At 30.6% G+C, this 20,769-nt stretch carries 21 protein-coding genes and 1 pseudogene; 12 read left to right on the top strand and 10 right to left on the bottom strand.

Translation table 11 applies throughout. The annotated features are described in order from the left end of the window. Positions 1–18: 18 nt before the first annotated feature. Together ES044_RS11490 and ES044_RS11485 are read right to left on the bottom strand one after the other, a co-directional pair. The gene (locus tag ES044_RS11490; RefSeq protein WP_147119454.1) at positions 19–2,211 is read right to left on the bottom strand and encodes a S9 family peptidase; all 2,193 of its coding nucleotides are present in this window, start codon (positions 2,209–2,211) and stop codon (positions 19–21) included. Between the two features lie 190 nt (positions 2,212–2,401). Then, positions 2,402–3,226: a prohibitin family protein gene (locus ES044_RS11485; protein ID WP_147119453.1), complete on the bottom strand. Its 825-nt coding sequence runs from the start codon at positions 3,224–3,226 to the stop codon at positions 2,402–2,404. Between the two features lie 174 nt (positions 3,227–3,400). Here ES044_RS11485 and ES044_RS11480 point away from each other — a divergent pair. The 5 genes and pseudogenes from ES044_RS11480 to ES044_RS11460 form a co-directional block, all read left to right on the top strand. Next, a pseudogene (locus ES044_RS11480) lies at positions 3,401–4,798 on the top strand (hydroxymethylglutaryl-CoA reductase, degradative); the annotation flags it as partial. Positions 4,799–5,486: 688 nt separating this feature from the next. Continuing rightward, complete coding sequence (gene tnpA / locus ES044_RS11475; protein ID WP_147119451.1) at positions 5,487–5,927, top strand: IS200/IS605 family transposase; 441 nt, start codon at positions 5,487–5,489, stop codon at positions 5,925–5,927. Positions 5,928–6,208: 281 nt separating this feature from the next. Then, on the top strand, positions 6,209–7,135 hold the full coding sequence (locus ES044_RS11470) for a GYDIA family GHMP kinase (protein WP_147119450.1): 927 nt from the start codon (positions 6,209–6,211) through the stop codon (positions 7,133–7,135). Positions 7,136–7,186: 51 nt separating this feature from the next. Beyond that, positions 7,187–8,398 carry an NAD(P)/FAD-dependent oxidoreductase gene (locus tag ES044_RS11465; protein WP_147119449.1) on the top strand — a complete coding sequence of 404 codons (1,212 nt, stop codon included), beginning with the start codon at positions 7,187–7,189 and terminating at the stop codon, positions 8,396–8,398. A gap of 114 nt (positions 8,399–8,512) precedes the next feature. Beyond that, positions 8,513–9,067 carry a thioredoxin family protein gene (locus ES044_RS11460; protein ID WP_147119448.1) on the top strand — a complete coding sequence of 185 codons (555 nt, stop codon included), beginning with the start codon at positions 8,513–8,515 and terminating at the stop codon, positions 9,065–9,067. 224 nt (positions 9,068–9,291) lie between these two features. Here ES044_RS11460 and ES044_RS11455 read toward each other — a convergent pair whose 3' ends face one another. From ES044_RS11455 to ES044_RS11420, 8 genes are all read right to left on the bottom strand, one after another. After that, entirely contained in the window at positions 9,292–9,801 is a 510-nt protein-coding gene (locus ES044_RS11455) for a hypothetical protein (RefSeq protein WP_147119447.1), read from the bottom strand. Between the two features lie 41 nt (positions 9,802–9,842). Next, positions 9,843–10,157 (bottom strand): DUF2188 domain-containing protein, encoded by a 315-nt coding sequence (locus ES044_RS11450; protein WP_147119446.1) that lies wholly within the window; start codon positions 10,155–10,157, stop codon positions 9,843–9,845. A 278-nt stretch (positions 10,158–10,435) separates the two neighbouring features. Then, on the bottom strand, positions 10,436–10,906 hold the full coding sequence (locus ES044_RS11445; RefSeq protein WP_147119445.1) for a hypothetical protein: 471 nt from the start codon (positions 10,904–10,906) through the stop codon (positions 10,436–10,438). Between the two features lie 407 nt (positions 10,907–11,313). Next, positions 11,314–11,547, bottom strand: a complete 234-nt coding sequence (locus ES044_RS11440; protein ID WP_147119444.1) for a hypothetical protein — start codon at positions 11,545–11,547, stop codon at positions 11,314–11,316. Positions 11,548–11,913: 366 nt separating this feature from the next. Then, a complete protein-coding gene (locus tag ES044_RS11435; RefSeq protein ID WP_147119443.1) occupies positions 11,914–12,780 on the bottom strand; it encodes a YkgJ family cysteine cluster protein in 867 nt (288 codons plus the stop codon). Positions 12,781–12,979: 199 nt separating this feature from the next. Next, positions 12,980–13,213 carry a hypothetical protein gene (locus ES044_RS11430; protein ID WP_147119442.1) on the bottom strand — a complete coding sequence of 78 codons (234 nt, stop codon included), beginning with the start codon at positions 13,211–13,213 and terminating at the stop codon, positions 12,980–12,982. Positions 13,214–13,222: 9 nt separating this feature from the next. Continuing rightward, the gene (locus ES044_RS11425; protein WP_147119441.1) at positions 13,223–13,828 is read right to left on the bottom strand and encodes a thiamine diphosphokinase; all 606 of its coding nucleotides are present in this window, start codon (positions 13,826–13,828) and stop codon (positions 13,223–13,225) included. A gap of 85 nt (positions 13,829–13,913) precedes the next feature. Beyond that, positions 13,914–14,252 carry a MotA/TolQ/ExbB proton channel family protein gene (locus tag ES044_RS11420; RefSeq protein WP_147119440.1) on the bottom strand — a complete coding sequence of 113 codons (339 nt, stop codon included), beginning with the start codon at positions 14,250–14,252 and terminating at the stop codon, positions 13,914–13,916. A gap of 169 nt (positions 14,253–14,421) precedes the next feature. On the opposite strand from ES044_RS11420, the gene ES044_RS11415 reads away from it, so the two are divergent. Genes ES044_RS11415 through ES044_RS11385 form a run of 7 tightly spaced genes read left to right on the top strand, consistent with a single transcriptional unit; the run spans position 14,422 to position 20,568 of the window. Further along, the gene (locus tag ES044_RS11415; RefSeq protein ID WP_147119439.1) at positions 14,422–15,507 is read left to right on the top strand and encodes a sensor histidine kinase; all 1,086 of its coding nucleotides are present in this window, start codon (positions 14,422–14,424) and stop codon (positions 15,505–15,507) included. Beyond that, positions 15,504–16,190, top strand: coding sequence for a LytR/AlgR family response regulator transcription factor (locus ES044_RS11410; protein ID WP_147119438.1), 687 nt, complete (start codon positions 15,504–15,506; stop codon positions 16,188–16,190). The genes ES044_RS11415 and ES044_RS11410 overlap by 4 nt, the downstream gene beginning before the upstream one ends. A gap of 35 nt (positions 16,191–16,225) precedes the next feature. Beyond that, positions 16,226–17,332: a diphosphomevalonate/mevalonate 3,5-bisphosphate decarboxylase family protein gene (locus tag ES044_RS11405; protein ID WP_147119437.1), complete on the top strand. Its 1,107-nt coding sequence runs from the start codon at positions 16,226–16,228 to the stop codon at positions 17,330–17,332. 25 nt (positions 17,333–17,357) lie between these two features. Then, the gene (locus ES044_RS11400) at positions 17,358–17,753 is read left to right on the top strand and encodes a toxin-antitoxin system YwqK family antitoxin (protein ID WP_147119436.1); all 396 of its coding nucleotides are present in this window, start codon (positions 17,358–17,360) and stop codon (positions 17,751–17,753) included. A 52-nt stretch (positions 17,754–17,805) separates the two neighbouring features. Continuing rightward, the gene (locus tag ES044_RS11395; RefSeq protein WP_147119435.1) at positions 17,806–18,732 is read left to right on the top strand and encodes a mevalonate kinase; all 927 of its coding nucleotides are present in this window, start codon (positions 17,806–17,808) and stop codon (positions 18,730–18,732) included. Between the two features lie 13 nt (positions 18,733–18,745). Further along, on the top strand, positions 18,746–19,663 hold the full coding sequence (locus tag ES044_RS11390; RefSeq protein WP_147119434.1) for a geranylgeranylglycerol-phosphate geranylgeranyltransferase: 918 nt from the start codon (positions 18,746–18,748) through the stop codon (positions 19,661–19,663). 35 nt (positions 19,664–19,698) lie between these two features. Continuing rightward, complete coding sequence (locus tag ES044_RS11385; protein ID WP_147119433.1) at positions 19,699–20,568, top strand: pseudouridine synthase; 870 nt, start codon at positions 19,699–19,701, stop codon at positions 20,566–20,568. The last annotated feature ends 201 nt before the right edge of the window (positions 20,569–20,769 follow it).

Raw genomic sequence — 20,769 nt, 5'->3', positions numbered from 1 at the left:
TTCTTTTGTTTTAGTTGATTATTTTGATTTATTAATTAGATGCTCTTCTACAAAATTTGTCATTTTTGTGTATAAATTTAAGCGCATATTTTTTCCTTTTACAATGGAATGTGTTCTATCTGGCACAATAAACATATCAAACTGTTTATTGGCTTCAATTAAAGCGTTAATCATTCTATAACTGTTTTGAACATGCACATTATCATCACCAGTGCCATGCACTAATAGGTAATTTCCTTCTAATTTTTCTGCATAATTTACAGGAGAATTTTCATCATAACCAGCAGGGTTTTCTTGCGGAGTTCTTAAAAAACGTTCTGTGTAAACAGAATCATAAAACCGCCAAGAAGTTACAGGTGCCACTGCAATTGCTGTTGTAAAAATATCACTTCCTTTTAAAAGCGAATTTGTACTCATATGCCCACCAAAAGACCAACCCCAAATACCGATATTGTTTTCATCGATATAAGAACGCTCTGCCAATTTTTTAGCGGAAGCAATTTGATCTTCAGTTTCAAATTTTACCAAATTTAAATAGGTAGATTTTTTAAAATCAGCACCTTTTAAGCCTGTTCCACGACCATCAACACACACTATAATCATTCCTTTTTGCGCTAACATATTGTGCCAATAATCATTAGAGTCATTCCAGCTATTGCTTACTTTTTGAGATCCAGGACCCGAGTATTGAAACATTAACATTGGGTACTTCTTGTTTTCGTCAAAATCTACAGGTTTAAGCATCCACATGTTTAAATCATTTCCATTAATAGTAATTGTAGAAAACTCTTTAGAACTCATGGCATACATTGATAATTTATCTTTAAGTGCTGCATTGTCTTCAATTACTTTAAGCATTTCACCTTCTGCAGTGTATAGCGAATAAACTGGCGGAATTGCTGATGAAGAAAACGTGTTGATAAAGTAGTTTAAGTTGGTGCTAAAAGCCGCACTATTTTGACCTTCTTTATTGCTTAATAATTTTTTAGTTTCACCATTTAAGCCAACGGAATAAACGCCTCTATTGGTAGAGCCGTTTTCTACAGATTGGTAATAAATAGTTTTCTTTTCTTGATTAAATCCGTAATATTTAGTTACTTCCCAATTTCCTTTTGTAATTTGATTGATTAAATTACCATTAAAATCATAGTGATAAATATGATTAAATCCATCATTTTCACTGGTCCAAATAAAAGAATTATCCGCTAAAAAAGTAAGATTGTCAGTAACATTTATATAAGCTTTGTCTGTTTCGTTAAAAAGTAAAGTAGCAGTGTTTTTTAAAGCATTTACTTTATGGAGGTTTAAACTATTTTGATGACGATTTAACGTCGTTGCTACAAGAACAGCATCGTCGTTAGACCATTTTATTCTTGGGATATATTCATAATCGCCTAGACTAATTTTTTTCGTGTTTTGAGAATCAACAGTGTACATGTGCAGTGTAACATCAGCATTTTTTTCTCCTGCTTTTGGGTATTTGAATACCTGTTGATCAGGATAATTTTCTTTACCCACAATATCCATAGAAAAAGTAGGAACATCCGTTTCATCAAAACGTAAAAAAGCCAAGTATTTGCTATCGTTGCTCCATTCAAAAGCTCTTACAAAACCAAACTCTTCTTCGTAAACCCAATCTGTAATTCCGTTTATAATATGATTCTTTTTTCCGTCTTTAGTTACTTGCGTAATTTTATTTCTAGAAAAATCTTTGATAAAAATATTATTGTCTTTAGCGTAGGCAACTTTTTGGTTATCCGGAGAAAAAATAGGCTCTTGAATATCTTTTTCTATTAAAGTTACTTTTTTAGAAGCAATATCATAAGCATAAAAGGTGCCCGTAAAAGAATGTCTATAAATCTTCTTAAAATCGGTTCCTAGAATTATTTTAGTTTCATCATTGTTAAAACTATAAGAAGAAATAGATTCGATTTTTTCTAAATCTTTACTATTTACAATGGTGGCAACTTTTTCTAAAGTAGCATAACTATAAGTATCTACAGTGGTTGCTCCAGATTCTTTATCAATATTTAAAAGCGAATAGAAATTGCCATTCATAGAATTTAAAGCATTCATTTTTTCAGGAGAAAAAGTTTTATCCCAAATTTCTTCAAGTGTGATTTCTTTAGTTTTTGTCAATTTGTTGTTAGAAGTGTTTTCTTTACAGCCTACAATAAGTAAGACGGTTGCTATAATGATGAGGTTTTTCATTTGAGACTTTATATTTTATAAAAAGTTTTCCAAGTTTACGAAAATAATGTGAAAAAATAGGTTTTATTAATCGAAGTTTTAAATCTAGAATTTTAAATATTGAAGAAATATTTTGTTTTTATCATTTTTTAGCAAAAAAAAATCTCGATAACATTTTAAGATTATCGAGATTGTAATTTATTTAAAAGAATTATTTTTTATTTTCATTTTCTTTTGTTGCTTTTGCATCATCGGTGCCGATGATTAAAGGGGTTTTGCCATCTGTAATAATAGTTTTAGCATTGGCAGATCTTGCCAATTCTCTAAACGCTTCAATAGCTTTTAATTTTAAAATATCTGGTGTTAAACCTTCTGCAATAATTAGTTGTGCATCTCTTTCTCCTTTGGCACTAATAATTTTTCTTTCTGCTTCTAACAATTCTTGCTCTAAAACAAATTTTAATCGCATTGCATCTTGTTCGGCCTGTAACTTTCTTTCAATAGAATTTGCTAAACCTCTTGGTAATTGAATTCTTTTCATCAGAACAGCAATTAACTGGATACCATCTGCTTGGCCCTCTGCTTGCTTTTCAAGATTCACTTTCATCTTCGCTAAAATTTCAGTCTCAATGTCTGCTCTTTTTCCGGAGTGCATGTCTTTCGCAAAAAACTTTGCACACACATCTGAAGCTGCAGATCTAAATACACTTGTGATTATTGATTCGTAATCTTGTCCTAAATTCTCAAGAACAGAGGCAACTTTGTTTGCTTCTAATCGATATAAAATTGAGATTTCAGAATTTACACTTAAGCCCTCTTTACTTGGCAAGCTCAGTACTAATTTTATGTTACTAGTTTTTGTAGATTCTTTAAGAACTTTACTTATAAAAGGATTGTAAAGAACAGTTCCTTGGGTTTTTACTTCTTTAGATAATTTACCTAAAGTTTGTTTAATACCTACTTCTCCCGGTCTCACAACTGCGCAACTAGAAAGTAAAAACATTCCTAAAATTGCTATTAAACTTACATTTTTCATATTTGGTTACTTTAACTATTATTTGTAATCAAAGATAAATTATTAGCTATTTAAAAAATATAGTTCACTATTAAATTTAATTATGATAAACATTAAATGTTTTTATTAAATCGTTACTATTTGTGTTTTTGTAGTGAATTTTTTAAGGATAATTTAAGAGAAAATAGTTATTTTATATTTGGGCAGGTTAGACGTTATTTAAATCTTTTGTATTGGGTTCGTTTATTAAAATCTATAGTACAATTAAAGCTAATTTTTTACAGATTACTTTATATTTGTGTCTTAAAGAAAATAAAAAGAGAGATGTCTAAAATTATTTCTGGTTTTTCTAAATTGACAAAAGAAGAAAAATTGAATTGGTTGGCAGAAAATTATTTTGAAAATAATTTAAGTGCAATCGAAATTATAAAGCAGTATTGGAATAATGATGAAAAATTACAACAACTTCATGACGATTTTATAGAGAATACCATCACCAATTTTTATTTGCCTTTTGGTGTTGCACCCAATTTTGTAATTAATAATAGAGCCTATGTAATTCCTATGGTTATTGAAGAAAGTTCTGTGGTGGCTGCAGCTTCTTTAGTGGGTAAGTTTTGGAGCACAAGAGGCGGTTTTAAAACAACGGTAATAGGTACTACAAAAATTGGTCAAGTCCATTTTATGTATTCTGGCAAGTATAATGATTTAGAAGATTATTTTAATAAAAATAAAACTGAATTATTTGCGGCTACAGCTTCCATTACAAAGAATATGGAGAAGCGTGGTGGCGGAATTTTAGATATCAAGTTGGTCGATAAAACAGCTAAATTAGCCAACTACTATCAATTGAATGCAACTTTTGAAACGAAAGATTCTATGGGCGCAAACTTTATCAATTCTTGTTTAGAAGCGATCGCAAAAAAGTTTGAAACAGCCGATATCGAAATTGTAATGAGCATCTTGTCTAATTTTGTGCCAGAATGTTTGGTACGAGCAGAAGTGAGTTGTAAAATAGATGATTTAGGAGGCGATAATCCGCAGAAATTTGCAGAGAAATTTTATCAAGCAGTAAAAATTGCAGAAATAGAGCCTTACCGAGCGGTTACGCACAATAAAGGAATTATGAACGGAATTGATGCCGTAGTTTTGGCAACTGGCAATGATTTTAGAGCTATCGAGGCTGGTGCCCATGCGTATGCTTCGCGTTCTGGCTCGTATTCTAGCCTTTCTCATTGTTCTATTGAGGGTGGTGTTTTTAAATTCTGGATAGAGCTGCCGTTAGCATTAGGAACCGTTGGCGGATTAACAGCTTTACATCCGATGGCGAAAATTTCTTTACAAATGCTGCAAAAACCATCCGCAAGAGTGCTAATGCAAATTATAGCAGCAGCAGGTTTAGCACAAAATTTCGCGGCCTTAAGAGCGCTTACAACTAAAGGAATTCAGTTTGGACACATGAAAATGCATCTGCAAAATATTTTGAATCAGTTTGATGCCACACAAGAAGAAAAAGAAATTATTACAACTTATTTTGATAAAAGAACAGTGACGCACTCTGCGGTTGTTGAGAAAATAAATACCTTAAGAAAGCCAAAAGTAAACTGGGTAGATTTTTTAAATTTTAATACAATTAAAGAAACATTGTCTTCTTTGGATAAAAATTCGAAACCTGTTTTTGGCACGATGAATGCGCAACAAATGATAGAGCATTTAAGCGCGGTAACACAAATAGCCAGCGGAAATTGGAACGTTGATGTGTATGTTTCTGATGAAAAAACAGCAAGAAGAAAACCATTTTTAAATACTGAAAATGAATTGCAAACGGGTTTTAGAGCTTCTTTTTTGTCTGATGAACCAATTGATCTAAAATTTAGTTCGCTTCATTTGGCAACTGACGATTTACTGCACCAACTAGAAGTATTTGTAAAAGTTTTTACAGACGATAAAAATAGAACGATTGTGCATCCATTTTTTGGGGAGTTAGATTTTGAAGCATGGAAGAAATTTCAAGTAAAACATTTTACGCATCATTTTAAACAATTTGGTTTGTTGTAATTGAATAGCAATGGGTTTCAACCCGTTGTTAATTGATAAATAGCAATGGGTTTCAACCCGTTGTTAATTGATGAATAGCAATGGGTTTCAACCCGTTGTTAATTGATAAATAGCAATGGGTTTCAACCCGTTGTTAATTGATAAATAGCAATGGGTTTCAACCCGTTGTTAATTGATAAACAGCAATGGGTTTCAACCCATTGTTAATTGATGAAAAAAAATCATGTCATTTATAAAGGTTTACATACATTTTGTTTGGAGTACCAAAAATAGAGTTCCGTTTTTGGAAACAAAAGAATTGAGACAAAAGGTATGGAAGCACATAAAAAAAAACGGTAAAGAAAAAGGTATTCATATAGATTTTGTAAACGGATATTCAGATCATTGTCATTGTTTAGTTTCTCTGGGATCGGATCAAACGATACAAAAGCTGATGCAATTGATTAAAGGAGAATCTTCTTTTTGGATTAATCAACAAGGATTAACAAAAGAAAAATTTCAATGGCAAACGGAATATTTTGCTGTTTCTGTATCAGAATCGATTGTTGAGAAGGTTAGAAATTATATTAGAAATCAAGAAAGGCATCATGCTAAAAAATCTTTTCAGGAAGAATATGAAGATTTTATATTGAAATATGATTTTAAAAAATTTGATGATAAATAATTTTATCATCATCATCATCATCATCATCATGCTAAAGCATGATGCAATTGAACAGGATTCGATTCATGGAATTTAATTCATAAAATGAATTAAATGCAATTCATCAATAGCAATGGGTTTTAACCTATTGAACATATGGATTTTATATTGAAATATGATTTTAAAAAATTTGATGATAAATAAAATTCATCAATAGCAATGGGCTTCAGCCCATTGAATGCATAAAAATTCAATGGGTTGAAACCCATTGAATAAATGGTATATTAAATTCAAAAAAATAAATGAATTTTTATTCAAACGGAAAATTATTATTAACAGGAGAATATCTAGTTTTAGATGGCGCCCAATCTTTGGCAGTACCTACAAAATTTGGTCAAGATTTAATTGTTGAGAGCATACAGGAACCGCAATTAATCTGGGGAAGTTTTACAAATACAGGAGAATGTTGGTTTGAGGCTGTTTTTGATTTGCCAAAATTAAGGTTGGTAAATTGTTCTTTTAACGCTGATAAAGAAGGAAGCGCAGCGTTTATCGCAGAAACCTTGTTAGAGATTTTAACCGAAGCCAAAAATTTAAATCCTATTTTTTTAAATTCTAAAAATGGATATGTTGTCAAAACAAAACTAACGTTTCCTAGAGATTGGGGATTAGGGAGTTCATCAACCTTAATAAACTCTATTGCTTCTTGGGCAAAAGTAGATGCTTTTAAATTACTTTGGAACTCTTTTAAAGGTAGCGGATATGATATTGCTTGTGCACAAAATGACACGTCTATTTTTTATAAAATTGAAAATAAAAAGCCTATTATTGAGCCCGTTAAGTTCAGCCCAAGTTTTAAAGAAAAGTTGTTTTTTGTGCATTTAAATCAGAAACAAGATTCTAAAGAAGGAATTGCGAAATTTAGAGAAAGTGGTGATAGTTTTCAAAAAGAAATTGAAGCAGTTTCAACGATTTCAGAGGAGTTTTTAAAAGCGAAATCAATTCAAGATTTTGACAAGCTAATTTTTGAACATGAAAAAATTATCAGTTCTATTATCAAACTAAAACCGGTAAAAGAAAAATTATTTCCAGATTATTTTGGAGAAGTAAAAAGTTTAGGAGCTTGGGGTGGAGACTTTGTTTTAGCAACAGGAAATTCAGATACCCTTGGGTATTTTAAAAAGAAAGGATTTGAAACGGTATTAAAATATTCAGAGATAATTTTATAAAAACGTAAGACCTCACAGGTTTTTAAAACCTGTGAGGTCTAAAACAAAAATATGAGCAAAATAATCATAATTGGGGGCGGAGCAGCAGGGTATTTTACAGCGATAAACGCCAAAGAAAAGAACCCAGATTTAGAGATTACGATTCTAGAAAAAGGGAAAGACGTCTTACAAAAAGTAAGAATTTCTGGAGGGGGAAGATGCAATGTTACACATGCGTGTTTTGAACCGAAAGAATTGGTTAAATTTTATCCTAGAGGAGAAAAAGAATTGTTAGGGCCTTTTCATCAATTTACGACAGGAGATACTTTTGAGTGGTTTGATGACCGGGGAGTTCCTTTAAAAATAGAGCGCGATAATCGTGTTTTTCCTGAAGCTAATAAAAGTCAGGCAATTATAGATTGTTTTCAAAATTCTATTGATACGTTGGGGATTAAAGTACTTACAAATCACGGAGTAAATTCGATACATCAAAAAGACGGAAAGTGGATTATCAACACAAAAGAGCAAATTTTTGAAGCTGATAAGGTAGTCATTGCCGCAGGAAGCTCTAAAAGAGTTTGGGAATTATGCGAGACTTTAGACCATTCAATAATTAATCCTGTTCCTTCTTTGTTTACCTTTAATATTAATGACAAACGTTTGGTAGATTTATTAGGCACGTCTGTACCCAATGCTACTGTTCAGATTGTAGGTACAAAATTAGAAGCTTCGGGACCTTTGTTAATTACACATTGGGGAATGAGCGGGCCAGCAGTTTTAAAGTTATCTGCTTTTGGAGCAAGAATTTTAGCAGAGAAAAAATATCAATATAATGTAGAAGTAAATTGGTTGTCTAGACCAACGGATAAAGTATTAAATGTTTTACTAAATTTAAAAAAGAAAGAACCACGTAAAACAGTGATTTTAAAATCGCCATTTGCAGAAATTTCTAAAAGATTGTGGGAACGTTTTGTACTATTTTCTGATATTTCTAAAATCCAAAATTGGGCAGATTTAAATACTACGCAACTAGATAAGTTAGCAAATCAGTTAACAAAAGGAATTTATAACGCTAACGGAAGAACCACCTTTAAAGACGAATTTGTAACTGCTGGTGGCATTGATTTAAAGGAAATCAACTTTAAAAATTTTGAAAGTAAAAAACATAAAAACCTCTTTTTTGTTGGTGAAGTTTTAAATATTGATGCCGTAACTGGCGGATTTAATTTTCAGAATGCTTGGACAGGTGGTTATATTTGTGCGCAGGCTTTGGCAGAGGAATAAAGTAAATAAAACGTCATTGCGAGGTACGAAGCAATCTGTTAGTGCGTCAACAAGATTGGTTCGTTCCTCACAAAAACGAACCAAAAACGAACAACCAACAACTAAAAACTAATCATGGCATTAACAGAATCAAACGAATTTAAAATAGGCACAAAAGCTCCATATTTTAATTTAATGAATACAATTGATGATACTTTTTATTCTTTAAATCAATTAAAAGGAGAAAAAGGAACTGTAATTATGTTTATTTGTAATCATTGTCCGTTTGTAATTCATGTAAATAATGAGTTGATAAAAATGGCAAATGAATATCAGCAAAAAGGAATCAATTTTATAGCAATAAGTTCTAATGAAATTGAAAATTATCCGCAAGATGCACCTAAATTTATGAAAGAAATAGCGGCGAATTTAAGCTATCCTTTTGCGTATTTGTTTGATGAAACACAAAAAGTAGCCAAAGAGTATGATGCAGCTTGCACCCCAGATTTCTATGTTTTTGATGCTGATTTAAAATCGGTTTATCACGGACAGTTAGATAATTCTCGACCAGGAAACGGAAAACCAGTTACAGGGTTTGATTTGAGAAACTCTCTAGATAATTTATTAGAAAATAAAACAGTTTTAGAAAACCAAAAACCGAGTGTTGGTTGCGGTATTAAGTGGAGGTAAATTTCGGAATTCGGTAAGGCATTATTTATAATGAATCTCATTGGTTAGCAAAAAAAATCGGTAAAAGAGAATTATAAGGTGTGGGTTGGTAGGATTTTCCGAGTATTTAGTAAAAATTTAGAAATTAATTACATACCTCTTAATTTTGTCTATCATTAAAGCTCTTTATCCAATCAATAGAAAATTTTATAAAATCCCCAATAGGCATTTCTTCGATTTCAGCTTCACTGTATTTTGGCAATAAACTTATTGTTTAGGTCGGCAATAAACTGGTTATAAGCAATCCATATTTCGCTTTGGCCAACTATAGTATCATTAGGAAAGTTTGCTGAAAACCAATTTCTAACTTTAGTAATTAGTGTTTTTGGATCATCATTATGATTTTCTATGTCTTGATCTACAATATCAGAAATTACCTTTTGATAGTGATCTCTTTCTGTTTCTAAAATTAAAATCCGTTTTGTTTTTAATCTTGTACTACCATATTCTGAAGCTCCAATATCTAATCCTAGCTCATATGGCATATTGAATCTAGGAAGTTCGCCACTAGCCATTGCTTTACTTCGAGATAAGTCATGAATACCATATTTACAAGATTTTATTATATTTTTAATTTTGTTTACTCTGATAGAAGAAGAAGATAGGGTTTGAGATAGCTTTGGTGTAAAACCTAGGTATATTAGTTCAAAAACTAGAGCTTTAAGTAGAGACCTAAACTCATCATCAAAAGGCAATTTATAAAAACATTATCGTTAAAAGCCATGACGGTATTAAATTACTTTGCCAATGAAACTCTATTTTCAATCTGTCTAGTTTCTTTATGTATTATAACCTCTCCTTCAATTTTATGCGCAGTTGAAGTAGCAAATTCAATAGCTCCTAATTTGGTCTCAAAAACTTTTGTTGCTCTTACGTTTCCGTCGGCTACAACAGTCCATTTTTCAGCATTACCAATAATTACATGGTATTTTCGAGTATTTACTGGTTTAGCAGAAACAGCGACTCTAGTACCTAGTTTTTTAGTATATATTCCTGCTTTTCTTATTTTCACCGAAACTACTTCTCTTTTTGTTGTTATTATTTTTGCCATATTTTAAAGATGTTATTTTTATATTTAATTAACAGTGTTCTGTTAAGATTATTTAACATTTAATACTTAATACTTAACACTTAATGCTAATATGATGTTATTTTGATAATTTATATAAATTTTAACATAATAGAAAATAAGTTTAGAAACGAGGTAAACTGTTTAACTTCTTTAATTATTTGATTAAGAGGCATAGGAATATTTTAATTCATAACTGTGCGTGTAAATTTAAAAACTGCTTTAAAAGTATCATGAGCGTACATCATTTTGTATGATTTTTATTTATAAATTGTTGTGGTCGAAAACGTCCAATTACTGTCGTTTTTATACTTTTTTTGAAGATTAGGCGAATCCATGCTAATATAAATTAATGCAGCAGCCAGCATTGCCAATAAAAGAGCAGAAGGGTTTACCAGTAAACCACTAAATAAGGCATAAATGGCAAAGCCTGTGCCTAAATAAACGAAAAAGGTACTAGTTAAAATAGCGATGAATAAAGAGTCTCTTTTTATTTCTAAAATGTTATGTAGTCTAATAAGGTTATTTTTTATGACAATCGTATTGTCGTTTTTTACTTTAAAACGACCCGAGATCTCCTGTCCGTTTATTGTTTTTATTTTTACTCTTTTATTTTCTTTAATTTCTTTTTCTTTTTTAGAGCTGGTATTTGTGATTTTTATAGCTTTATTTTGAGAAAATATCTGGGTAATAAAAAATAGACTAAAAAACAGAATTGCAACTTTTTTCATTCCTTTTATTTAATTCACCCAATAAATGTAGGGCAATAATTTCATTTGTTATAAATGAATGCTCAATTATTTTTGATTTTGTGACTTGAATTCAGCGATCCTTTTGTTTGTATTTAGTAGCAGATATAATCTTAAAGGTGATGCATAAATCAGAAATAGCAGTATGTCAGAATTTTCTTAAAATACGCCGAGTTATCAATGAATTATAGCGCGCGCATAGTCGTATAGTTTTCGATATTAAAATTAAATTTTTGACATAAATTTAATTTTAAAAACTAAAAATGAAAAAAGAAAAATAATGTTACTATCGTATAATTCCTTTGTCTTTAAAGAGGTGTTATAAAGTTTAAACAAAAATTACTTGACAAGCAGGATACTTTATTTGTTAATAAACTTTTTTAATGAATTTATTTTTCACTAGAAATCGAATCAAATTTAGAAGACGACTTATCAATTATGGAGTCAAGCTTTCTCATTTTATCGTCCTTCATGTTTATTATAGAATCAAGAGAAGGTACTTTACTAAATTCTTTGTTTACAAGCGAATCTAGCTTTAGTGTTTTTTCATTTAACACTTTAAGTTTATCCTCAACTTTTTTGGTAATATCACCACAAGATGTAAATAATGCAATAGTCACCATTAATAGAATGCTTTTTTTCAATAGATTTTCCATAATTTACATATATTTCAAACACAAAGATATGCCTTTTTTCTATTTGAATAGTCTTTCTGTCTGCCCTGAAAGCTTGCTTTTAAATGAATATAGCAGAGTTTTAACAATTGCTATTTAGAGTTAGTAAATCAAAGATTTTTTATTTTTAGAATCCATATAAAATAAGCAATTTTACTCTTTTGATATTTTACCTCAATTTTATATTATGAGGTTATAAAAAAAATACCTTTCTTATTTTTCGTTAGGTAGGTTTGGGGTAAAAAGTTTTAAAACCGATTTCTTTACTGTAATTAGCAATACTTTTAAGCTTTTAAAATCCAACTTCCTCAAACACTATTCTTGAGCACCATGGCTTTTTGCCGATTCTATCCAATGTTCAGAAATCTCTTTTGTGTCAGCTCCTAAACCTCTTGCTAAATGCAATGCTACTCCGATGATTAAAACAGAGGCTTCATAAAGTTCTTTAAATGTTTGTAAGCTGCCAAAGTTTTGCTGTGCTTTTAAAAGTAGCAAATCATTGTGTTTTTGAGCAAAAGTGCTAGGGTTTTTTGAGTCTATCGTTATTTCGGGGATCATTAAGCAGTCGATCCATTCTTTTCCTATTCTTTCTGCTAAAAGCGCTGGAGGCTCTTTGCCTAATTCGCGCCAAGTAGCTAGTGTTTTCCTATCTCCGGTTGCAGCTAATCCTGAATCTAGCAATAGTTCAAAACCGATATCCGCTATATTTTGCATGATACTTAAATATTCATCTTGTGCTTTTTCGAATGCTTCTGCTTCTTGGTCTTTCAAATATTCACCGACACTTAATTTGGGTAAATTTAAAACTTCGGCGCAATCGGTTAAACAAGGAAAGGTAGTTCCTTCGTAAATATACTGTGCCTTATCAAATTGTATTTGACGCCCTAACGGGTACAAACGACACGCTAATGGTCGCCCCATATGCACACTACATCCAAAACCATCTACATATTGGCTGCATGCTTTTTGTCCTTTTTTATCGGGTTTACCATCAAAAATTAATTGAACACCACCAAATTCGCAATACAAATCACGAAATTCTCTCGGAGTAATTTTCTTTTCTTTGCTAAAACATAAAATTTCCCAAGGATTTAACATAACAGCTTTACCAAAACAGCAAGTTCCAGCTCTAGTGCAGGTAAGTGGTAATATACTTTTAGAATTGAGTTTAGTTGTTTGCATGTTTTGGACTTTTTAAGTTTCTCTCTTAAATATTTAATCAATAAGAATAAAAGAGAGAATTAATGTTCGTTTAAAGGATGAAATATTCATCTTGACAATCATGTTAATCTATTTCTACTAAAAATAAAGTTTAGTGTAATTGACTAATAGCATTCATAAACTAGGTTAGAAATAAATAATTTTAAAAAAATAAAGGAAATTAGCCAACTTCACCACGATGAGGTTTTAAAGCATCTCTGTAAATTTTCATATCTGTTTCATCCACAGTAATAAAAGCGGAGACTAACATCGGGTTTTTTTCTTGAATGTCAATTTCATGAAAAGTTAGGTTTTCAACCCTTGCAAAATCTTTTAAATGAATGGTGTGATGTTTTGCAGTTTCTTTGGCATCAGGACCTCTAAAGTCCCATAATAATTTTATTTTTTTAGGCATATTTTATTTTTAATGATTGATGAAAATAAATAAATGGCCACTTTTAAAAGTGATGTTAATATTTTCTTGAATGGCTTTATTTCTTGTGCCAATACGTTCGCCAAATGTTAAATCTTCTTTGTTTAATTGATATTCCAGTCCTGTTGTACTAATTTTATTCGCTTTTGGAAACGGAACCAAAGAAATAATTTTGTCTTTACAATTTGTGATTTCTGTTTTTTTATCAGCCAAAAAATAACGACTATGATTGTCAAAAAAAGTAAGATTTAATTTATTTTTCCATTGCATTGCAGTGTGCAAATTCCCTAAAAAATGATCTTGTTCTTTTCCGCTGGCTCCAAAAACATCAATTTCAGCAAAACCTTTATCAAAAAGTAGTTGTAGTATTTTATCAAAATCTGTAAAATCTTGATTTGGCGTATGAATTACTTCAATGGAGTCAGGAATATTTTTTATCGAATCAAAATCACCAGAAATAAAATGAGGAACAATACTGTTCTGCTCTAAATACTGGTAAGCGCCGTCAGTTGCGCAAATAAGATTATATTTTGATATATCTGGAAGCGTTCGTGGTGCTTCTCCGTTTAACAATAAAAAAACTTTTTTGGTTTTCATAAAGAACAAAAATACAAACAAAAAAGCATCATTTCTAAAATTTAGAAAGATGCTTTTTTGCACCTGACGAATAAAAAAAAGTGTTTTATTTTTTTATCCAAGTTAAAGTAATGGTAAACATTTTTCCAAGTAAAAAAATAACCATTCCAAAAGTAGGCGAGAGCAAGCCAACTTTAAAGCCACCAGCTAAAATTTCTGGAGACATATTCCCGCTATTTGCAGAAATTACTTCTAAAGCTCCCAAAAGACCAATCACAAAACCTAAAACGCCAAACACAAAAGCAAATAAGCTTAAAGAGTTGATGAGTTTGTGCGCTTTTTCTGTGTTGTTTTTGAATCCCTTTACAAATAAAATAACAATGACCATTAATAAGAGTACTAACGGAACCATAAAGAGTGGTCCACCTTCTAAAATAAAATTCATAATTTCTGTTTTCAAGATTATGATGCTAAAGTATTTGTTATATCAAATCGAAAATTATTTTAGCGACCAATAACCAATCCTGGTTGGGTTTTAACAAATATCGCGTTTTTAAGAGATCCTCAATAAAAATGGTTAAAACACTTGTTAATTTTGCATTCCGTCTATTTTTATGGCAAACAAATTAAAAAAACAGTTTATTTGTAAGATGAACAAAGCGGTATTAAAAACTTTAAAGAAACTTCCTTTGCACCTTGTTTTTTGGGGAATAGTTTGGTTTTTCTTTTCTAGTTTTTTTAGCGTGGGTTCTAATAATGAAAACTTTATATTTTGGTTTTCTACTATTTTAAGTGTCATCGCAATTGCTGCTTCTTATGTTTTTGCCTATTATTTAATTCCTAATTTTTTAATCGCGAAAAAACATAAACAGTTTGTGCTTTATACTTTTTATGCAAGTGTATTTATAGTTTGTGCGGTTTTAATGACTGTTGTTTTTGGGTTTGTATTTTTCTATAATTTAGAGTTTCAACAAATGCCGGCTTTAACCAAAAACTCGGGTGTTATTTTGGTGTGTGTTTTGTTGATTATTGCACTTACAAGTGCATTCAAAATTTTAAAAGACAATTACAAGTCTTTGGATGAAAAGAAAACATTAGAGAACAAATTTCTACAGACACAATTGCAATTAAAGGAGCAAGAATTAAAGTTTTTGAAGATGCAAATTCATCCTCATTTTTTGTTTAATACACTGAATACTTTGTACGGATTTACTTTAAAAAAATCTGAAAAAGCGCCAGAAATGATTTTAAAATTATCTAGCTTGTTAGATTATATTTTATATCAAGTAGATAAACCATTCGTTCTTTTACAAGACGAAATTAATCATATTGAAGATTATGTTTCTCTAGAGAAATTTAGGTTTCAAGAAGGTTTACAAGTAACTTTTCATACATATTTAATGGACGAAAAGTTTGAAGTTCCGCCGATGCTATTATTGCCTTTCGTAGAAAATGCTTTTAAACACGGAACACAGATTGATGGAGTTATAAATGTAAACATCAATTTAAAAGTGGATGAAAAAGAACTGAATTTTACGATTGAAAATTTCTCAAAAAATAAAGAGACTTCTAAAAAAGGAATTGGGTTAGCTACTATTAAAAAAAGATTGGAAATGTTGTACCAAAAAAAATATCTTTTAGAAATTTTACAGGAAGAAGCGTTGTTTAGAGTCAATTTAAAAATCCCCATAAAAAAATGAGGAATAAACTAAAATGTGTTGTTGTTGATGATGAACCAATGGCAAGAGAAATCATCGAAACGTATATTGCTAAAACGCCCAATTTAGAATTGATAGCGAGCTGTAAAAATGCGGGGGAAGCTATTCTGTTAGCGCAAGAAAACGAAGTAGATTTATTTTTTCTCGATATTCATATGCCCGAAATTTCAGGTTTAAGCTTGGCGAAAATCATCCATAAAAAATCACAAATAATTTTTACAACCGCTTATAGAGCCTATGCAATTGATGGTTTTAATTTAAATGTGGTCGACTATTTGCTAAAACCCATTGCTTTTGATCGTTTTTTACAAGCTGTTCAAAAAGTTGTTGTTTCAGAAATTTCAGAAAACAAGAACGATTTTATGTTTGTTAGATCAGACAGAAAAATGGTAAAGATTGATTTTAACTCCATTTTATACCTAGAAAGTTTAAGCGATTATCTAAAGATTTTTACAGCAGAAAAGACCATTGTAATTCGAGAAACCATTAGTAGTTTAGAAGAAAAATTGCCTCCTAAAAATTTTATCAGAATTCATAGATCTTTTATCGTTTCGCTTAAAAATATTAGTTCTTACACCAATGAATTTATAGAAATTAATCAAAAAGCCTTGCCAATAAGCAGAAGCTATAAAGAATCCGTTTTACAAAAATTAGCAAAAGTGTAGGGTAAACTTTATCTTTGGTCTAAAATTTTTAGACTTTGAATACAGAACAGTTTTTAGTGAAATCACAATTAAAAAAGGTTGATACAGCTAGTTTTACATGGCAAACGCCAAGTAATATTGCGCTTGTAAAATATTGGGGAAAGAGCAATCCTCAAATTCCTAAAAACGCTTCTATTAGCTTTACTCTAAACAATTGTCATACGATCACTACGGTAGATTTTGTGCGTAAGCAGCATTCTAAACTAGATTCAGAATCTCAAAAGGTAGTTGCTTTTAATTTGTTTTTTGAAGGCAAACAAAAAGATGAATTCAAACCTAAAATAGCAGATTTTTTTGATCGAATACAAGCGTATTGTCCTTATATAATTGAGTATGAGATGACGATTAATTCAGAAAATTCTTTTCCGCATTCAAGCGGTATTGCATCTTCTGCAAGTGGTTTAAGTGCTATTGCGATGTGTTTAATGAGTTTAGAAAAAGAACTATCCGCGGAATTATCGACAGAATTTATCCATAAAAAAGCCTCTTTTTTGGCAAGATTAGGGTCGGGAAGCGCCAGTAGAAGTATCGAAGGACCTTTGGTTGTTTGGGGAAAGCATCCTGAAATAGAAGGAAGTTCAGATTTGTTTGGTGTGCAATTTCCACACAAAGTGCATGCAGTCTTTGAGAACTACCAAGATGTAATTTTATTGGTTGATAAAGGCGAAAAACAGGTTTCGAGTACTGTTGGTCACAAATTAATGCATGAGCATCCGTATGCAGAAAATCGTTTTAAACAGGCAAATGAAAATTTGGGAAAAATGTCAAAAATTTTGCAAGAAGGCAATACAAAAGATTTTATCAATTTAGTAGAAAGTGAAGCATTAACATTGCACGCAATGATGATGACAAGCAACCCTTATTTTATTTTGATGAAACCTAATACACTCGAAATTATCAACAAAATTTGGGAATATAGAGCTGCAGAAAATAGTGCTATTTGTTTTACCTTGGATGCAGGTGCAAATGTGCATGTGTTGTTTCCAGAGCGTGAAAAGAAAAAAGTTAATAAATTCATAAAGAAAGAGTTATCGGGGTATTGTGATAATAATCAGTATATTTACGATTCGGTTGGTTTCGGAGCGAAAAGGATTTTAAAGTAACCAATTAAATCAATCAAAAGAACTTATGAAAAAGTCAGTTTTTTTATCTGTGATTGCGGTTTGGTTTTTAACCATGGCATCAACCGTACAAGATATTATTTGGTTAGATAAAGACTTAGAGAAAACTAGTCAATCAGAAGCAATTTATTATAAAGTTGGTTTTAATTTAGAAGGCGAAGTCACGTATTATTACAAAAGTAAAGCCGTTTATCGGAAAGTCTTTTATGCCAATAAAAAAGAGGATGGTAAGTTTTATGAATATTATGCATCTGGTGAGCTAAAAGTAGCTGGTAGATATGAGAACGGTTTGCAAGAAGGTAACTGGAAAATATACGATAAAAACGGCAAGATTAAACAAAAAGGGAAGTATACCAAAGGCGAAAAAGTAGGTGTTTGGAAAACTTTTTATAAAAACAATTAACGAATACTGATTAATTTATTATTCGTATTTTTGTACTACAATTGTGAACAATATGAAAGGACCACTTTTTTACGCTAAAATTTTGCTTTTCGGAGAATACGGAATTATTAAAGATTCAAAAGGATTAGCAATTCCGTTTAACGCATATCGAGGGGCTTTAAAAACTTCTGAAAATTTAGAAGGTATAGCGTTAAAATCTAACGAAAATTTACAAAAATTTTACAAGTATATTTCAGGATTAAATTCAGATTTAATCTCTTTTGACTTGGTTAGTTTTAAAGCCGATTTAGAAAAAGGAATGTATTTTGATTCTTCTATACCACAAGGGTATGGTGTAGGAAGTTCTGGTGCTTTGGTAGCGTCTATTTATGACCATTATGCAGAAGATAAAATTACAATTTTAGAGAATTTAACAAGAGATAAATTGTTGAAGTTGAAAGAGATTTTTTCATTGATGGAGTCTTTTTTCCACGGAAAAAGTTCAGGTTTAGATCCTTTAAACAGTTATTTAAGTTTACCAATTTTAATAAATTCTAGAGAAAATATAGAGCCAGCCGGTATTCCGTCTCAAAAGCAAGGCAAAGGTGCTGTGTTTCTATTAGATTCAGAGCAAATTGGTGAAACGGAACCGATGGTTAACATTTTCATGAATAAAATGAAGAATGAAGGATTCAGAAATATGTTAAGTGGTGAGTTTTCTAAACATACAGATGCTTGTATCGAAGATTTTTTGTCAGGTGATGTAAAATCTCTTTTTGGAAATGTGAAAAATTTATCAAAAGTTGTCTTAAAAAACTTTAAGCCAATGATACCGGTAGCTTTTCATAAGGTTTGGGAAAAAGGTTTACAAACTAACGATTATTATTTAAAGCTTTGTGGTTCTGGTGGTGGAGGTTATTTTTTGGGTTTTACAGAAGACTATGAAAAAGCGCAAATAAGTTTAAAAGATTATAAATTAGAGCTAGTTTATAGGTTCTAAAAAATATCTTTGAATGAATCCCTCAAAAGCGAAGACTTTTTTTTATAAGATATTTAGCTTGTTATCTGTTGTAAGAGGGTATAACATTTTGGTATTAATACTTGCCCAATATCTTACTTCTATTTTTATTTTTTCTCCTGAAAAATCTATCAGAAACGTTGTTTTTGATGTTCATTTTCTATACATCGTTTTGGCCTCTGTTTGTGTTGTAGCTTCGGGGTATATTATTAATAATTTTTACGACGATAAAGTAGATAAAATTAATAGACCTTTAAAAACAGGTTTAGAAAATTTTGTAAAACAAGAAACAAAATTAAGACTTTATTTTTTTCTTAACTTTTTAGGGTTTATTTTCGGCTTTTTTGTTTCTTGGAAAGCAGCACTCTTTTTTGCAGTCTATATATTTGCTATTTGGTTTTACTCTCATAAATTAAAAAAATATCCTTTTACGGGCCTGTTTTCTGCAACAGCGTTAACTGTAATGCCTTTTTTTGCTATTTTTATTTATTATAAAAACTTCTCGGAAATAATTTTTATTCATGCAATTTTTTTGTTTTTTGTGATTATGGCTAGGGAATTAATTAAAGATTTACAGAATATGAAAGGAGCAATTGCGAATAATTATGATACTTTTCCGGTTGTTTATGGAGAAATAAAAACTAAAAAATTGTGTATTCTATTACTAATTTTAACAATAGTTCCTTCTTTTTATTTATTCAGTTATCCTGAATTAAGTTACATGAAATATTACTTTTATTTAGCTTTTATAACACTTTTAGTAGTTGCTTTTTATCTCTGGAAATCAACAGAAAGAAACCAATATCGTCTATTGCACAACGTTTTAAAATTACTCCTTTTAATAGGTGTTCTTAGTTTGGTTTTTATAGATACTTCTTTAATATTAGAAAAAGTAATTGATCGATTGAATTAATTTTCAATTTAAGTATCTTTGCAAAAATTTTTATAATGAATTCAAAAGATAACTCGTCGCGAAGACGACAAGAAGGTAAAAAAAGTACACCTCTAAGCAGAAAGCCAGCAAGTAAAAAGCCAGCAAACAAAAACAAAAAATCTGTAAAAAAGGAATTTAAAAAGATTACACCCACAAAACCCTCTGATATTACAACGGGAATCCGTTTAAACAAATATATTGCCAATTCAGGAATTTGCTCAAGAAGAGAAGCAGATACGTATATAGAACATGGTAGTGTTGAGGTAAACGGAAAATTGGTCACAGAAATGGGCTATAAAGTACAGGCTGATGATGTTGTTCGTTTTGACGGAACTTCCATTTCTCCTGAACAAAAGAAATATGTTCTTTTAAATAAGCCAAAGAATTATATTACAACCATGGATGATGATCGTGGTAGAAAAACAGTGATGGAGTTGATTTCAAACGCAACAAAAGAAAGAATTTACCCTGTTGGTAGGTTAGATAGAAATACGACTGGGTTGTTATTGTTTACAAATGATGGTGATTTGGCCAAGAAACTTACACATCCTAAACATAATGTGCGTAAACTTTATCATGCTTCTTTAGATAGAAAACTAGATTTAAAAGATTTAGAAAAATTGCGAGGAGACGTTGTTATTGAAGGTAGAAAAGTTTTTATTGACGCAGTTTCTTATGTAGACGGGGAGCCTAAATCTGAAATTGGAATTGAGATTCACTCAGGAAGAAATAGAATTGTTCGTAAAATATTTGAACATTTAGGGTACAAAGTAAACAAATTAGATCGGGTGATTTTTGCCGAGTTAACCAAGAAAAATCTACCAAGAGGAAGATGGAGAGAGTTAACAAATTTAGAAGTTACTAATCTTCAGATGATGAAATAAATTACAAATCCAGCCTTTTAGCTGGATTTTTTTATGGGCTAAATAGTGATGTTTTTTTTAAAAATTAGAATACACGCTTTCATAAAGAAGGGTTATCAAGCATAAGTCAGAATTTCTCCCTCAAAAAATCTTAAATTGTCTTCGCAATAGAATTTTAAAGTTTCTAAATGGTAATTCTCGTAAAAACGGAATAACAACCTT

The sequence above is a fragment of the Polaribacter sp. IC066 genome (assembly GCF_007997085.1).
GTDB lineage: Bacteria > Bacteroidota > Bacteroidia > Flavobacteriales > Flavobacteriaceae > Polaribacter.
The sequence above is the reverse complement of the archived record's forward strand: the minus strand, read 5'-3'. Positions and strand labels throughout refer to the sequence as shown.

Coding starts and splice junctions, on each gene's coding strand:
- ES044_RS11425 (WP_147119441.1), bottom strand. CDS start 13,828: ATGAAAACCAAAAAAGTTTTTTTATTGTTAAACGGAGAAGCACCACGA.
- ES044_RS11485 (WP_147119453.1), bottom strand. CDS start 3,226: ATGAAAAATGTAAGTTTAATAGCAATTTTAGGAATGTTTTTACTTTCT.
- ES044_RS11440 (WP_147119444.1), bottom strand. CDS start 11,547: ATGGTGACTATTGCATTATTTACATCTTGTGGTGATATTACCAAAAAA.
- ES044_RS11385 (WP_147119433.1), top strand. CDS start 19,699: ATGAATTCAAAAGATAACTCGTCGCGAAGACGACAAGAAGGTAAAAAA.
- ES044_RS11450 (WP_147119446.1), bottom strand. CDS start 10,157: ATGGCAAAAATAATAACAACAAAAAGAGAAGTAGTTTCGGTGAAAATA.
- ES044_RS11420 (WP_147119440.1), bottom strand. CDS start 14,252: ATGAATTTTATTTTAGAAGGTGGACCACTCTTTATGGTTCCGTTAGTA.
- ES044_RS11435 (WP_147119443.1), bottom strand. CDS start 12,780: ATGCAAACAACTAAACTCAATTCTAAAAGTATATTACCACTTACCTGC.
- ES044_RS11400 (WP_147119436.1), top strand. CDS start 17,358: ATGAAAAAGTCAGTTTTTTTATCTGTGATTGCGGTTTGGTTTTTAACC.
- ES044_RS11460 (WP_147119448.1), top strand. CDS start 8,513: ATGGCATTAACAGAATCAAACGAATTTAAAATAGGCACAAAAGCTCCA.
- ES044_RS11430 (WP_147119442.1), bottom strand. CDS start 13,213: ATGCCTAAAAAAATAAAATTATTATGGGACTTTAGAGGTCCTGATGCC.
- tnpA (WP_147119451.1), top strand. CDS start 5,487: ATGTCATTTATAAAGGTTTACATACATTTTGTTTGGAGTACCAAAAAT.
- ES044_RS11465 (WP_147119449.1), top strand. CDS start 7,187: ATGAGCAAAATAATCATAATTGGGGGCGGAGCAGCAGGGTATTTTACA.
- ES044_RS11395 (WP_147119435.1), top strand. CDS start 17,806: ATGAAAGGACCACTTTTTTACGCTAAAATTTTGCTTTTCGGAGAATAC.
- ES044_RS11410 (WP_147119438.1), top strand. CDS start 15,504: ATGAGGAATAAACTAAAATGTGTTGTTGTTGATGATGAACCAATGGCA.
- ES044_RS11445 (WP_147119445.1), bottom strand. CDS start 10,906: ATGAAAAAAGTTGCAATTCTGTTTTTTAGTCTATTTTTTATTACCCAG.
- ES044_RS11415 (WP_147119439.1), top strand. CDS start 14,422: ATGGCAAACAAATTAAAAAAACAGTTTATTTGTAAGATGAACAAAGCG.
- ES044_RS11390 (WP_147119434.1), top strand. CDS start 18,746: ATGAATCCCTCAAAAGCGAAGACTTTTTTTTATAAGATATTTAGCTTG.
- ES044_RS11490 (WP_147119454.1), bottom strand. CDS start 2,211: ATGAAAAACCTCATCATTATAGCAACCGTCTTACTTATTGTAGGCTGT.
- ES044_RS11470 (WP_147119450.1), top strand. CDS start 6,209: ATGAATTTTTATTCAAACGGAAAATTATTATTAACAGGAGAATATCTA.